Source organism: Enterobacter sp. NFIX59 (assembly GCF_900113755.1).
Taxonomy (GTDB): domain Bacteria; phylum Pseudomonadota; class Gammaproteobacteria; order Enterobacterales; family Enterobacteriaceae; genus Enterobacter; species Enterobacter pseudoroggenkampii.
The window spans coordinates 1-14,254 of the sequence record NZ_FOQN01000011.1 but is presented as its reverse complement, the minus strand read 5'-3'; the positions used below and the strand labels follow the sequence as shown (position 1 = coordinate 14,254).

General features: G+C 58.5%; 10 protein-coding genes and 1 other RNA gene. 7 read left to right on the top strand and 4 right to left on the bottom strand.

What is annotated here, in order from left to right:
* The first annotated feature begins 48 nt into the window (after positions 1–48).
* A complete protein-coding gene (locus BM007_RS21925) occupies positions 49–1,455 on the top strand; it encodes a YchO/YchP family invasin (RefSeq protein WP_090420987.1) in 1,407 nt (468 codons plus the stop codon).
* Between the two features lie 3 nt (positions 1,456–1,458).
* Here BM007_RS21925 and narL read toward each other — a convergent pair whose 3' ends face one another.
* Both narL and narX read right to left on the bottom strand, forming a co-directional pair.
* Positions 1,459–2,109, bottom strand: a complete 651-nt coding sequence (gene narL / locus BM007_RS21920) for a two-component system response regulator NarL (protein ID WP_008499531.1) — start codon at positions 2,107–2,109, stop codon at positions 1,459–1,461.
* A complete protein-coding gene (gene narX / locus BM007_RS21915) occupies positions 2,102–3,898 on the bottom strand; it encodes a nitrate/nitrite two-component system sensor histidine kinase NarX (protein WP_090420984.1) in 1,797 nt (598 codons plus the stop codon). Before narX ends, narL begins: the two co-directional genes overlap by 8 nt.
* Positions 3,899–4,207: 309 nt before the next feature.
* Here narX and BM007_RS21910 point away from each other — a divergent pair, with 309 nt between their 5' ends.
* The 5 genes from BM007_RS21910 to narI all read left to right on the top strand — a co-directional run bounded on the left by BM007_RS21910 (position 4,208) and on the right by narI (position 12,645).
* The gene (locus BM007_RS21910) at positions 4,208–5,605 is read left to right on the top strand and encodes a NarK family nitrate/nitrite MFS transporter (protein WP_014884177.1); all 1,398 of its coding nucleotides are present in this window, start codon (positions 4,208–4,210) and stop codon (positions 5,603–5,605) included.
* A gap of 380 nt (positions 5,606–5,985) precedes the next feature.
* Complete coding sequence (locus BM007_RS21905) at positions 5,986–9,729, top strand: nitrate reductase subunit alpha (protein ID WP_090420982.1); 3,744 nt, start codon at positions 5,986–5,988, stop codon at positions 9,727–9,729.
* Entirely contained in the window at positions 9,726–11,261 is a 1,536-nt protein-coding gene (narH, locus tag BM007_RS21900) for a nitrate reductase subunit beta (RefSeq protein ID WP_090420978.1), read from the top strand. The genes BM007_RS21905 and narH overlap by 4 nt, the downstream gene beginning before the upstream one ends.
* The gene (gene narJ / locus BM007_RS21895) at positions 11,258–11,968 is read left to right on the top strand and encodes a nitrate reductase molybdenum cofactor assembly chaperone (protein WP_090420975.1); all 711 of its coding nucleotides are present in this window, start codon (positions 11,258–11,260) and stop codon (positions 11,966–11,968) included. Before narH ends, narJ begins: the two co-directional genes overlap by 4 nt.
* Entirely contained in the window at positions 11,968–12,645 is a 678-nt protein-coding gene (gene narI / locus BM007_RS21890; protein ID WP_023312107.1) for a respiratory nitrate reductase subunit gamma, read from the top strand. The genes narJ and narI overlap by 1 nt, the downstream gene beginning before the upstream one ends.
* On the opposite strand, the gene BM007_RS21885 is transcribed toward narI, so the two are convergent.
* Complete coding sequence (locus BM007_RS21885) at positions 12,642–13,538, bottom strand: DMT family transporter (protein ID WP_090420972.1); 897 nt, start codon at positions 13,536–13,538, stop codon at positions 12,642–12,644. The two genes, narI and BM007_RS21885, sit on opposite strands and share 4 nt — an antisense overlap.
* Before the next feature lie 107 nt (positions 13,539–13,645).
* Here BM007_RS21885 and BM007_RS21880 point away from each other — a divergent pair, with 107 nt between their 5' ends.
* Positions 13,646–14,089, top strand: coding sequence for an Lrp/AsnC family transcriptional regulator (locus BM007_RS21880; RefSeq protein WP_024907089.1), 444 nt, complete (start codon positions 13,646–13,648; stop codon positions 14,087–14,089).
* Positions 14,090–14,165: 76 nt separating this feature from the next.
* On the opposite strand, the gene BM007_RS21875 is transcribed toward BM007_RS21880, so the two are convergent.
* A non-coding RNA gene (locus tag BM007_RS21875) (RtT sRNA) lies at positions 14,166–14,254 on the bottom strand; the annotation flags it as partial.

Genomic DNA, 14,254 nt, shown 5'->3' with positions numbered 1-14,254 from the left:
TAAGGTAAGACGTATTTTACAAAAATCCAGGCGCTAAACCCGACGTTGATGGCTGTATCGTCTCGCATTCGTTCTCTGCTATTACTCTCCCTTTTGTCGGCCGGAGCCGTTCACGGTGCGCCGAATTCCTTTATGCATCAGGCACAGCACCCCTTTGATAATAACGGGGACAGTCTGCCCGACCTCGGCCTGGCGGCGCCAACGGGCGAGGGGGAGAAGCATCTGGCCGAAATGGTGAAAGCCTTTGGTGAAGCCAGCATGACCGACAATGGCCTGACGACCGGCGAGCAGGCGCGTCAGTTTGCCTTTGGTCAGGTGCGCGACGCGGTAAGCGGGGAAGTGAACCAGCAGATTGAGTCCTGGCTGTCGCCCTGGGGAAACGCCAGCGTGAACCTGCTGGTGGATAACGATGGCAAATTTAACGGCAGCAGCGGGAGCTGGTTTATCCCGTGGAACGATACTAACCGCTACCTGAGCTGGAGCCAGCTTGGCCTGACCCAGCAGACGGATGGCCTGGTCAGTAACGCTGGAATCGGTCAGCGCTGGGTCGCCGGGAAATGGCTGCTGGGTTACAACACTTTTTACGATAATCTTCTGGATGAAAATCTGCAGCGTGCCGGGTTGGGGGCGGAAGCGTGGGGGGAAAATCTGCGCCTGTCAGCGAACTATTATCAGCCCTTTGCCGGATGGCGCGAGCGCTCTGACGTTCAGGAGCAGCGCATGGCGCGCGGATATGACGTCACCGCTAAAGCCTGGCTGCCCTGGTTCCATCATTTGAATACCAGCGTCAGCTTTGAGCAATATTTTGGCGATAACGTCGACCTGTTCAACAGCGGAACCGGCTACCACAACCCGGTTGCGGTCAATCTGGGGCTTAACTATACCCCCGTTCCGTTGGTGACGCTGACCGCCGGGCACAAGCAGGGCGAAAGCGGCGAGAGCCAGAATAACCTCGGACTGAAGCTCAACTATCGCTTTGGCGTGCCGCTGGCAAAGCAGCTATCCGCCGGTGAAGTCGCCGCCACGCGCTCCCTGCGCGGCAGCCGCTATGACTCACCGGAGCGCACCAGCCTGCCGGTGATAGAGTTCCGCCAGCGTAAAACGCTGTCCGTCTGGCTGGCCACGCCGCCGTGGGATCTGAAAGGAGGCGAGACCGTTATGCTGAAGCTACAGGTTCGCAGCACGAACGGTATTCGTCAGATCCACTGGCAGGGGGATACGCAGGCATTGAGCCTGACGTCACCGGCGAAAAGCAACAGCAGCGACGGCTGGAGCGTGATTATCCCTGCCTGGGATGACCGGGAAGGGGCGACAAACCGCTGGCACCTGTCGGCGGTGGTGGAAGATGAGAAAGGCCAGCGCGTCTCGTCCAATGAGATCACGCTTGCCGTGGTGCAGCCGCTGGTCGCATTGCCTGACGACGATCCGCGCTGGAAGCTGCTGCCGGATGAGTAGTCCTTAAAAAATGCGTTCCTGATGCACCCACACGGCGGCTTCAACGCGGGATTTTAGCTTCATTTTCTTCAGCATATGCTTCACGTGTACTTTGACCGTGCTTTCGGTGATATCCAGACGGCGGGCGATCATTTTGTTCGGCAGCCCCTGGGCAATGAGTTTGAGAATATCGCGCTCGCGCGGGGTTAACTGGCTGACGTCACGGTCAGAGGTGGCGCGGTTGGCGCGCAGGCTGGCGGCCAGAACCGGCGTTAAGGCTTCGCTGAGCACCATTTCGCCCGCCGCCGCCTGCTGTAGCGCCTTAAGCAAGTCTTCCGGCTCCATATCCTTCAGCAGATAGCCATCTGCCCCGCGCTTCAGCGCCGTGACTACGTCCTCCTCATGGTTCGACACGCTAAAGACGACGATGCGCCCGGAAAGCGATTTTTCCCGCAGCTTGTCGAGGGTCTCCAGACCGTTCATGCCGGGCATATTCAGATCGAGCAGGATCAGATCGGGATCGAGAGATTCGGCAAGCTCAATGCCCTGTTCACCGTTGCTGGCTTCGCCCACCACGGTGATATCGGGTGCCATGCTGACCAGCTGTTTCACGCCAGTACGCAGCATCGGATGGTCGTCGATCAACAGGATGGATGCCGGTTCCTGATTAGTCATGGGTTTCTCCTTGAACAGTTGTGAGCGGTTTCTCGGGAATAAAGGTGACGACAACTTCCGTGCCGCCCGTCTCTCTCCGGCGAACCTGGCAATCACCGCGCAGGCTTTGGGCGCGGTCTCGCATAATGATTAAACCATAATGGTTAGTGCGTTCGGCATTTTCCGGCACGCCGCGGCCGTTATCGTGAACCGTCAGTTTGACCTGATTATCGTGCTGGCTGACGGTGACCGTGACCGCCGTCGCGTCAGCGTGTTTAAGCACGTTGCTCAGCGCTTCGCGGGCGATCTGCAGTAGATGGATGGCCTGATGGGAGGGGACAAACCGCGGCGGCAGCTGGTAATCCAGCTTCACCGGGAACCCCAGCCGGGCGCTAAATTCGTGACAGCTGGCTTCCAGCGCCGGGCGCAGGCCCGGCTCGGTCAGCTGCAGGCGGAAGGTGGTCAGCAGCTCGCGCAGCTGCACCCAGGAGGTGTTCAGTTCGTTGCGGATCTGGCTGAGCAGCTGCTTGTTGCTTTCGGGCATCTCCGCATCCTGCATCTGCAGGCAGCTCACCTGCATTTTCATACAGGAGAGCGACTGGGCGATAGAGTCGTGAAGCTCGCGGGCAATGGTCGCGCGCTCTTCCATGACGATCAGCTGCTGCTGTTTTTCCTGATGCCTGTCGAGCGCCAGCGTGGCCGTCAGCTGTTCAACCAGTGTATCCACCAGCTGCTGCTGGTCGTGGCTGAGGTGACGCCCGGCTGGCAGTGTTGCCAGCAGAATACCGTACTGAGTGTGGCTGTCCGTCAGGCGCCACTTCAGGGTGGTGCCGCCGGTCGTCAGCGGCGGCAGGCCGCGAGGGCAAAGATGGCAGCCTTTGTCATCGCAGGACATATCGGACTGACAGGTAAATTCCTGGTGGTTCTCTTCGTCTTCCACATCGTAGACCCGCAGCTCCAGGTCGCGCAGCAGGGTCAGATTTTGCAGGCCGTTCAGCACCGGCGAAAGACGTTCACACAACGGCACCTGCATGTGCAGCCGACGGTTGGCCTGCCAGAGGAAGGAGAGGATCTCGTTTTTCTGCTCCAGCCCGGCCGTTTTTTCCTGAACGCGTTGTTCCAGCACCGCGTAGCTCTCGGAGAGCTCTGCCGACATGGTATTGAGTGCCTGGCCGAGCATGGCCATCTCGTTGCGCCCGCTGATGTGCGTGCGCTGGGTAAAATCGCGTGCGGTCACCGCGCGGGCCATCGCCAGCAGCTGTTTCCAGGGATTTAACAGCCGCGCGCGGAGCCAGACGATGGTGAAGATCAGCAGCAGCCCCATAAACAGCGCCATGGCCCGGTGTACCATCACCACCCGGTCGATGCGTAATTCGGTCGTCTGATCAAAAGCGGAGACCAGCGCATCAATGCGGGAGACAAACCCCGCCACGTCCTGGGCAACGGCTTCTGTACTGCGCGCCTGTTTCAGGCCGGGCTGCAGCTGGGTGTGCCAGTACCCCTGAAGGGCTTTCAACTGGGACTGCTGGCCGGCGCGGATGGCGGCGTTTTCCAGCTCGGGGCTGAACGCTGTGCGCTCCATTTCATCGATTAAAGGCCGATCGTCCTGCGTCAGGGGAACCGCCGCCAGCAGGCGATAACTCTGCATGCGTAGTGAGCCTGCCTCGTTGATGGCATGCGCATTACCCTGTACCCCTTGTACCAGCCAGCCGGAGATCGCCATGCCGGTCACGCCGATGGCGGTGGACAGCAAAACAATCAGGGCGAGCTGATTCACGAGCGTTAGCGGAGATAAGCATCTTTTTAACATTGAGTGGGCGTGCTCCTGACGTGGCCTGCTTGCAGGAATGGCGCTATTCTGGTGCATACCCTGGAGTATACCCATACCAATAAAGGATTACCCCTAAATTGCCAACGGAGTAGGGGGCAAGAGGTGGGCGTTACAGGGAATCGTCAGTGCCGTGAAAAACCACGTCTTTTTTACCGAATTAGCCTACTCACTAAGGATAACACCTTTTTTTGTGCCGCAAATCCTCCCACTTTTCCTTTGATTTATATCAACTTACCGCCGCCCTAAAACCCTAATGTTTGCAGCATCATTCGAGAATCAGAGGTGTCTATGAGTCACTCATCCGCTCCCGAAAGGGAAAATGGTGCCGTTATTACTGACTGGCGTCCAGAGGATCCGGCGTTCTGGCAACAGCGCGGCCATCGTGTAGCAAGCCGAAATCTGTGGATTTCCGTGCCGTGTTTGTTATTAGCGTTTTGCGTATGGATGTTGTTTAGCGCGGTGGCAGTAAACCTGCCTAAAGTCGGCTTTACGTTCACGACCGATCAGCTGTTTATGCTGACCGCGCTGCCGTCGCTGTCAGGCGCGCTGCTGCGCGTCCCTTACGCGTTTATGGTGCCGGTCTTTGGCGGCCGTCGCTGGACGGCATTCAGTACGGGCATCATGATCGTCCCCTGCGTGTGGCTGGGCTTCGCGGTGCAGGATACCTCCACGCCGTTCAGCGTGTTCGTGATTATCTCCCTGCTGTGCGGCTTTGCCGGGGCGAACTTCGCCTCCAGTATGGCCAACATCAGCTTCTTCTTCCCGAAAGCGAAGCAGGGCGGCGCGCTGGGGATTAACGGCGGTCTGGGCAATATGGGCGTGAGCGTGATGCAGCTGATCGCTCCCCTGGCGATCTCGGTCTCCATTTTTGCAGCCTTTGGCGGCGGTGGCGTTGAGCAGGCGGACGGTTCTTCCCTCTATCTGCAAAACGCAGCCTGGATCTGGGTACCGTTCCTCGTGGTCTTCACCCTCGCAGCCTGGTTCTTTATGAATGACCTGTCCGCGTCGAAGGCGTCGCTGAGCGAACAGCTGCCGGTGCTGAAGCGTGGACACCTCTGGGTGATGGCGCTGCTGTATCTGGCGACTTTCGGTTCGTTTATCGGCTTCTCAGCGGGCTTCGCGATGCTGTCGAAAACGCAATTCCCGGACGTGCAGATCCTGCAATTCGCCTTCTTCGGCCCATTTATTGGCGCCCTTGCTCGCTCGCTGGGTGGCATGGTGTCTGACCGTCTGGGCGGTACCCGGGTGACGCTGGTTAACTTCGTCGTGATGGCGGTCTTCTGTGCGTTGCTGTTCCTCACGCTGCCGGCCGACGGACAGGGCGGTAACTTCATCGCCTTCTTCGGCGTGTTTATGGTGCTGTTCCTGACGGCCGGGCTGGGGAGCGCGTCCACCTTCCAGATGATCTCCGTGATCTTCCGTAAGCTGACCATGGACCGCGTAAAAGCGCAGGGCGGAAGCGAAGAACAGGCCATGCGCGAAGCGGCGACGGATACGGCTGCGGCGCTGGGCTTTATCTCCGCCATCGGCGCGATTGGCGGCTTCTTTATCCCGAAAGCGTTCGGTATCTCTCTGGACCTGACTGGCTCTCCGGCCGGTGCCATGAAAGTCTTCCTCGTCTTCTATATCGCCTGCGTCGTGATTACGTGGCTGGTATATGGCCGTAATACCAAGAAAAATAAGTAAGTATGATTATCCGTTTACGCGGCCTTCGGGCCGCGTTTTTTTTGGCGTCAAAATAGTTACAACATACTGGTTGCCATGCAGAGGAAATCCGCAGGCAGCACTGTGATCGCCATCGCTTTACAGGGCGCTCTACCCCTTAATACCTGAGAGGTTAAATTTTGCCTGGCGGTTTGTACGATAAAATAAAAATAACGATATATTTCATTAGGATATAAAATCTTAAACGATACCGCTTTGGTGGTATTCGGTGTAATCCCTCGCCTGAAAGTCCCTCCTCGTCTTGATCGTTATCAATTCTCCCCCTCTTTCAGGGCGTTACCTTCGCTGCAAATCAGCAATGTCGATTTAGAGAGCCACAGGCTCCACACAGGAGATACCCGATGAGCAAATTTTTGGACCGGTTTCGCTACTTCAAGCAGAAGGGTGAAACGTTTGCCGATGGGCACGGCCAGGTTCTGGATACCAACCGGGACTGGGAAGACGGTTACCGCCAGCGCTGGCAGCATGACAAAGTCGTCCGTTCGACCCACGGCGTGAACTGCACTGGCTCATGTAGCTGGAAGATTTTCGTTAAAAACGGTCTGGTGACCTGGGAAATGCAGCAGACCGACTATCCTCGCACCCGCCCGGATATGCCGAACCACGAACCGCGCGGCTGCCCGCGTGGCGCCAGCTACTCCTGGTATCTCTACAGCGCGAACCGTCTGAAATACCCCCTGATGCGCAAGCGCCTGATGAAAATGTGGCGTGAAGCGAAAGTGCAACACAGCGATCCGGTGGATGCCTGGGCCTCTATCATTGAAGACGCGGATAAAGCGAAAAGCTTCAAGCAGGCTCGCGGCCGCGGCGGCTTTGTGCGTTCCTCCTGGAAAGAGGTGAACGAGCTGATTGCCGCCTCCAACGTCTACACCGTGAAAACCTACGGTCCTGACCGCGTGGCGGGCTTCTCGCCGATCCCGGCGATGTCGATGGTCTCTTATGCCTCCGGCGCGCGCTATCTCTCCTTAATCGGTGGTACCTGCCTGAGCTTCTACGACTGGTACTGCGACCTGCCGCCGGCGTCTCCGCAGACCTGGGGCGAGCAGACCGACGTGCCGGAATCCGCGGACTGGTACAACTCCAGCTACATCATCGCCTGGGGCTCTAACGTGCCGCAGACCCGTACGCCGGACGCGCACTTCTTTACCGAAGTCCGTTATAAAGGCACCAAAACCGTGGCGGTCACCCCGGACTACGCCGAAATCGCCAAGCTGTGCGATCTGTGGCTGGCACCGAAGCAGGGTACCGATGCGGCGATGGCGATGGCGATGGGCCACGTCATGCTGCGCGAGTTCCATCTGGATAAACCAAGCCAGTACTTCACCGACTACGTCCGTCGCTACACCGACATGCCGATGCTGGTGATGCTCGAAGAGCGTGACGGCTACTACGCAGCAGGCCGTACGCTGCGCGCCGCCGATCTGGTGGACGCGCTGGGCCAGGAAAATAACCCAGAGTGGAAAACCGTTGCCTATAACAGCAACGGCGAGCTGGTGGCGCCAAACGGCTCTATCGGCTTCCGCTGGGGCGAGAAGGGCAAGTGGAACCTTGAGCAGCGTAACGGCACGACCGGTGAAGAGACGGAACTGCGCCTGAGCATGCTGGGTAGCCAGGACGAGATCGCCGAGGTGGGCTTCCCGTACTTCGGCGGTGAAGGTTCCGAGCACTTCAACAAGGTTGAACTGAAAAACGTACTGATGCACAAGCTGCCGGTGAAACGCCTGCAGCTGGCCGACGGGACTACCGCGCTGGTCACCACCGTCTATGACCTGACCATGGCGAACTACGGCCTGGAACGTGGTCTGGGCGATGAAAACTGCGCCACCGGCTATGACGATGTGAAAGCCTACACCCCGGCATGGGCAGAGCAAATCACCGGCGTTCCACGCGCGCAGATCGTGCGTATCGCCCGCGAGTTTGCGGATAACGCCGACAAGACCCACGGTCGCTCCATGATCATCGTCGGTGCGGGTCTGAACCACTGGTATCACCTCGATATGAACTACCGTGGCCTGATCAACATGCTGATCTTCTGCGGCTGCGTCGGCCAGAGCGGCGGCGGCTGGGCGCACTACGTGGGCCAGGAAAAACTGCGTCCGCAGACCGGCTGGCAGCCGCTGGCGTTTGCCCTCGACTGGCAGCGTCCGGCACGCCACATGAACAGCACCTCGTACTTCTATAACCACTCCAGCCAGTGGCGCTACGAGACGGTCACCGCGCAGGAGTTGCTGTCGCCAATGGCGGATAAATCCCGCTACAGCGGCCATCTGATTGACTTCAACGTGCGCGCTGAGCGCATGGGCTGGCTGCCGTCGGCGCCGCAGCTGGGCACGAACCCGCTGCGCATTGCGGAAGCGGCAAAGCAGGCAGGCATGTCACCGGTGGATTACACCGTGCAATCCCTGAAGGACGGCTCAATTCGCTTCGCGGCGGAACAGCCGGAGAACGGTAAAAACCATCCGCGTAACCTGTTTATCTGGCGCTCCAACCTGCTGGGCTCGTCCGGTAAAGGCCACGAGTACATGCTGAAATACCTGCTCGGTACCGAAAACGGTATCCAGGGGAAAGATCTCGGCAAGCAGGGCGGCGTGAAGCCGGAAGAGGTGGAGTGGAAAGACAACGGTCTCGACGGCAAGCTGGATCTGGTGGTCACCCTCGACTTCCGCCTGTCCAGCACCTGCCTGTACTCCGACATCGTGCTGCCTACCGCCACCTGGTACGAAAAAGACGACATGAATACCTCGGATATGCATCCGTTTATTCATCCGCTGTCTGCGGCCGTTGACCCGGCGTGGGAATCGAAAAGCGACTGGGAAATCTACAAAGACATCGCGAAGACATTCTCCGAAGTCTGCGTGGGGCACCTCGGCAAAGAGACCGACGTGGTGACGCTGCCAATCCAGCACGACTCCGCCGCCGAACTGGCGCAGCCGCTGGACGTGAAGGACTGGAAAAAAGGCGAGTGCGACCTGATCCCGGGCGTGACCGCGCCGCACATTATTCCGGTTGAACGCGACTACCCGGCAACCTACGAGCGCTTTACCTCTATCGGCCCGCTGATGGAGAAGATCGGCAACGGCGGTAAAGGGATCGCCTGGAACACCCAGAGCGAAATGGATCTGCTGCGCAAGCTTAACTACACCAAAGCGGACGGTCCGGCCAAAGGCCAGCCAATGCTCAACACGGCGATTGATGCCGCAGAGATGATCCTGACCCTGGCCCCGGAAACCAACGGCCACGTCGCGGTGAAGGCCTGGGCGGCCCTGAGCGAGTTCACCGGTCGCGACCATACCCACCTGGCGACGAATAAAGAGGAAGAGAAAATCCGCTTCCGCGATATTCAGGCCCAGCCGCGCAAGATTATCTCCAGCCCGACCTGGTCAGGCCTGGAAGACGAGCATGTGTCCTATAACGCGGGCTATACCAACGTTCACGAGCTGATCCCATGGCGTACCCTGTCAGGCCGCCAGTCGCTGTATCAGGATCACCAGTGGATGCGCGACTTCGGTGAAAGCCTGCTGGTGTACCGTCCGCCAATCGACACCCGCTCCGTGAAAGCCGTGATGGGCGCGAAATCGAACGGTAACCCTGAGAAGGCGCTGAACTTCCTGACGCCGCACCAGAAGTGGGGTATTCACTCCACCTACAGCGACAACCTGCTGATGCTGACCCTGTCGCGCGGCGGCCCGATTGTCTGGATGAGCGAAACGGATGCCAAAGATCTGGGTATTGAAGATAACGACTGGATCGAAGTGTTCAACAGTAACGGTGCCCTGACGGCGCGTGCGGTGGTGAGCCAGCGCGTACCGGCCGGGATGACCATGATGTACCACGCGCAGGAACGTATCGTTAACCTGCCGGGGTCAGAGATCACCGAGCAGCGCGGCGGGATCCACAACTCCGTGACCCGCATTACGCCGAAGCCGACCCACATGATCGGTGGCTATGCGCAGCTGGCCTACGGCTTTAACTACTACGGCACCGTAGGATCGAACCGCGATGAGTTCGTGGTGGTACGTAAGATGAAGAATATTAACTGGTTAGACGGCGAAGGTAATGACCAGGTACAGGAGAGCGTAAAATGAAAATTCGTTCACAAGTCGGCATGGTGCTGAATCTGGATAAATGCATCGGCTGCCATACCTGCTCGGTCACCTGTAAAAACGTCTGGACCAGCCGTGAAGGTATGGAATACGCCTGGTTCAACAACGTCGAAAGCAAGCCGGGCACCGGCTTCCCGACCGACTGGGAAAACCAGGAGAAGTGGAAGGGCGGCTGGATCCGTAAAATCAACGGCAAGCTGCAGCCGCGCATGGGTAACCGCGCTTGGCTTCTGGGAAAAATCTTCGCTAACCCGCATCTGCCGGGCATCGATGATTACTACGAGCCGTTTGATTACGACTACCAGAAATTGCACAACGCGCCGGAAGGCAAACACCAGCCGATCGCCCGTCCTCGCTCGCTGATCACCGGCCAGCGCATGGACAAAATTACCAGCGGTCCAAACTGGGAAGAGATTCTGGGCGGCGAGTTCGAGAAACGCGCCAAAGACCAGAACTTCGAGAACATGCAGAAGGCGATGTACGGCCAGTTCGAAAATACCTTCATGATGTATCTGCCGCGCCTGTGCGAGCACTGCCTCAACCCGGCGTGCGTGGCGACCTGCCCGAGCGGCGCCATCTACAAGCGTGAAGAAGACGGCATCGTGCTGATCGACCAGGACAAGTGCCGCGGCTGGCGTATGTGCATCACCGGCTGCCCGTACAAAAAGATCTACTTCAACTGGAAGAGCGGCAAATCCGAGAAGTGCATCTTCTGTTATCCGCGTATTGAAGCCGGGATGCCAACCGTCTGCTCCGAAAGCTGCGTAGGCCGTATTCGCTACCTCGGCGTGCTGCTGTACGACGCGGACGCGATTGAAAACGCAGCCAGCACCGAGCACGAGAAAGATCTCTATCAGCGTCAGCTGGACGTGTTCCTCGATCCGAACGATCCGAAGGTGATTGAGCAGGCGCTGAAGGACGGCATCCCGCAGAGCGTGATTGACGCCGCGCAGCAGTCGCCGGTGTACAAAATGGCGATGGACTGGAAGCTGGCCCTGCCGCTGCATCCGGAATACCGCACCCTGCCGATGGTCTGGTACGTGCCGCCGCTGTCGCCGATTCAGTCTGCGGCTGACGCGGGTGAGCTGGGCAGCAACGGCATCCTGCCGGACGTGGAGAGCCTGCGTATCCCGGTTCAGTATCTGGCAAACCTGCTGACCGCAGGCGATACCCAGCCGGTCCTGCTGGCGCTGAAGCGTATGCTGGCGATGCGCCACTTCAAGCGTGCCGAAACTGTGGATGGCGTAACCGATACCCGCGCGCTGGAAGAGGTCGGTCTGACCGAAGCGCAGGCGCAGGAGATGTACCGCTATCTGGCGATCGCTAACTACGAAGACCGTTTTGTGGTGCCGAGCAGCCACCGTGAGCTGGCCCGCGAAGCCTTCCCGGAAAAAAATGGCTGTGGCTTTACCTTTGGCGACGGTTGCCACGGGTCAGACAGCAAATTCAACCTGTTCAACAGCCGCCGCATTGATGCCATGGATGTGACCAGCAAAACGGAGCCGCACCAATGATTGAACTCGTCATTGTTTCGCGTCTGCTCGAGTATCCGGATGCTGCGCTTGCGCAGCATCAGCAGGAACTCTTTGATGCACTCGCGTCATCTGAAAACCTGGATAAGGACGATGCCCAGAAGCTGGGTGTTTTCCTCCGCGACCTGCTTGCGCGCGACCTTCTGGATGCCCAGTCGGACTACAGCCAGCTGTTTGACCGTGGTCGTGCAACGTCCCTGCTGCTGTTTGAACACGTGCACGGTGAATCCCGCGACCGCGGTCAGGCGATGGTGGATCTGATGGCCCAGTATGAACAGCACGGCCTGCAGCTCGACAGCCGCGAGCTGCCGGATCATCTGCCGCTGTATCTGGAGTACCTGGCGCAGCTGCCGAAAGAAGAGGCGCTGGGCGGTCTGCAGGACATCGCGCCGATCCTGGCGCTGCTCGGCGCGCGTCTTCAGCAGCGCGAGAGCCGCTATGCGGTTCTGCTCGATCTGCTGGTGAAGCTGGCCAACGCCGCGGTCGACCGTGAAAAAGTGGCGGAGAAAATTGCGGATGAAGCCCGCGATGATACGCCACAAGCGCTGGATGCGGTCTGGGAAGAAGAGCAGGTGAAATTCTTTGCTGACCAGAACTGCGGCGAGTCTGAAATCTCCGCTCACCAGCGTCGTTTTGCCGGCGCGGTTGCCCCGCAATATTTGAATATCTCTAACGGAGGACGGCACTAATGCACTTCCTGAATATGTTCTTCTTTGACATTTACCCGTATATCGCGGGCACCGTGTTCCTGGTGGGAAGCTGGCTGCGTTACGACTACGGGCAGTACACCTGGCGTGCTGCCTCCAGCCAGATGCTGGATCGTAAGGGAATGCATGTGGGCTCTAACCTGTTCCACATCGGTATTCTGGGGATTTTTGCCGGCCACTTCCTGGGAATGCTGACGCCGCACTGGATGTATGAAGCGTGGCTACCGATTGAGGTGAAGCAGAAGATGGCGATGATCGCGGGCGGTGCCTGCGGGGTGATGACTCTGGTCGGTGGCCTGCTGCTGCTGAAACGTCGTCTGTTTAGCCCTCGCGTGCGTGCGACCACGACTGCAGCGGACATCCTGATCCTCTCCCTGCTGATGGTGCAGTGTGCGCTGGGTCTGTTGACCATTCCGTTCTCGGCGCAGCATATGGACGGGAGCGAAATGATGAAGCTGGTGGGCTGGGCACAGTCCGTGGTGACCTTCCACGGCGGAGCCTCCGCGCACCTGGACGGCGTGGCGTTTATCTTCCGCGTTCACCTGGTGCTGGGGATGACGCTGTTTGTGCTGTTCCCGTTCTCCCGCCTGGTGCATATCTGGAGCGCGCCGGTGGAGTACCTGACGCGCAAATACCAGATAGTACGCGCCCGTCGCTAATTTGCCGTTTTGATACCAACCCCGCACTCGCGGGGTTTTTTTTCGCCCCAGCCCAGGTTGTTCCCAGCGGCAGCAAACAGGATCAGCGCGCCGCCCGCCAGCTGCGTCAGGTTCAGCGCGTATCCGAACACCAGATTATCAACAACAATGGCCACCACCGGATAGATAAACGACAGGGAGCCGGTTATAGGCGTCGGCAGCTTCTGAATTGCACTGTAGAGCAGCTGGTACATAATGCCGGTATGGACAATGCCCAGCGTCAGCAGGATCGGCCAGGGGAAATCACCGGAAAATGACGGCATATGGGCAAACGGCAAAAGCATCACGACGCCCGTCAGCACCTGGATAAAGGCAATATGCTGCGGCGCAACGGATCTGAGCTTGCGGGCAATCATGGCCGTGACCGCATAGAAGAAGGCCGCGGCCATGGCCAGACCGATTCCGGCGAGCCATTCACCGCCATGCGCGCCGGTCAGCTCGCTGGAGAGCAGTATCACCACGCCGCCAAAGGCGAGGAACAGCCAGCCCCATTTCACCAGGCTGACGCGTTCACCTAAAAACATCCCCATCAGTACCAGCATAAACGGCTGGGTGTTATAGACCACGGTCGAAAGGCCAATCGAGATCCGCTCATAGGCGGCGAAGAGCAGCAGCCAGTTCACCACTAATGCCGCGCCGCCGAGAATAGCCAGCAGCAGCGTGGTGCGGGTGAGAGGACTGAAGGGTTTTTGACTTACCCGGATAAAAATAAAAAGCGCCATAGCCCCGATAAGACAGCGCCAGAACACCACTTCCGTCACCGGCAGACCGGTGAGCAAAACAAACGCGCCGATAGAGCCGGAAATTAACATCGCCAGGCTCATTTGCCAGACGCCTTTATGTAAATCACGCATCATCCACCTCCTGATTAATGACGCTATTGTCGAAAATCGCTGTCGGGTTTTACAGGGGTGATATAAGGTTGAAAAGGTAAATGACTTTTTAAAATTAGGTGAAAAGAATGGAATGCCTTATCGATGATATCGACCGACAAATTTTAGCCTGCCTGGTTGAGGATGCGCGCATGTCGTTGAAGGTGCTCAGCGGCCGCATCGGTCTGACGTCCCCCAGCACGGCAGAACGCCTGAAGAGGCTGGAAGAACGGGGTGTGATTCAGGGTTATGGTGCGCGGGTGAATCTGGCGGCGCTGGGGTATACGCTGCAGGCGCTGGTGCGCGTGCGGCCTTTGCCGGGGCTGTTGCATAAGGTGGATAAGTACATTCAGGCGATGCCGGAGTGTATTGAGAGCGACAAAGTCACCGGGGAAGATTGCTTTGTGATTAGGCTGGTGGTGCGGTCAATCGAACAGCTTGATGCGCTGCTGGACGGCCTGGCAGAACATGCCCAGTGTAATACGTCGATTGTGAAGAGCTCGCCGGTGAAGCGTCGTTTGCCGCCGATGTAGGTTTCTGTCGCCGGGTGGCGGCTGCGCCTTACCCGGCCTACAAAGGCGGACTCGGTTTTTTATGTTGGGAAAGTGATGGTGGTGGGGGAAGGATGACTCGGCGCGATGCGCCTCGCCCTTCGGGTCGTTGCCTTCGGCAACGCTTTCTCGCTACGCTCGAATCGA

Coding starts and splice junctions, on each gene's coding strand:
- narJ (WP_090420975.1), top strand. CDS start 11,258: ATGATTGAACTCGTCATTGTTTCGCGTCTGCTCGAGTATCCGGATGCT.
- narH (WP_090420978.1), top strand. CDS start 9,726: ATGAAAATTCGTTCACAAGTCGGCATGGTGCTGAATCTGGATAAATGC.
- narI (WP_023312107.1), top strand. CDS start 11,968: ATGCACTTCCTGAATATGTTCTTCTTTGACATTTACCCGTATATCGCG.
- BM007_RS21925 (WP_090420987.1), top strand. CDS start 49: ATGGCTGTATCGTCTCGCATTCGTTCTCTGCTATTACTCTCCCTTTTG.
- BM007_RS21910 (WP_014884177.1), top strand. CDS start 4,208: ATGAGTCACTCATCCGCTCCCGAAAGGGAAAATGGTGCCGTTATTACT.
- narX (WP_090420984.1), bottom strand. CDS start 3,898: ATGTTAAAAAGATGCTTATCTCCGCTAACGCTCGTGAATCAGCTCGCC.
- BM007_RS21905 (WP_090420982.1), top strand. CDS start 5,986: ATGAGCAAATTTTTGGACCGGTTTCGCTACTTCAAGCAGAAGGGTGAA.
- BM007_RS21880 (WP_024907089.1), top strand. CDS start 13,646: ATGGAATGCCTTATCGATGATATCGACCGACAAATTTTAGCCTGCCTG.
- BM007_RS21885 (WP_090420972.1), bottom strand. CDS start 13,538: ATGCGTGATTTACATAAAGGCGTCTGGCAAATGAGCCTGGCGATGTTA.
- narL (WP_008499531.1), bottom strand. CDS start 2,109: ATGACTAATCAGGAACCGGCATCCATCCTGTTGATCGACGACCATCCG.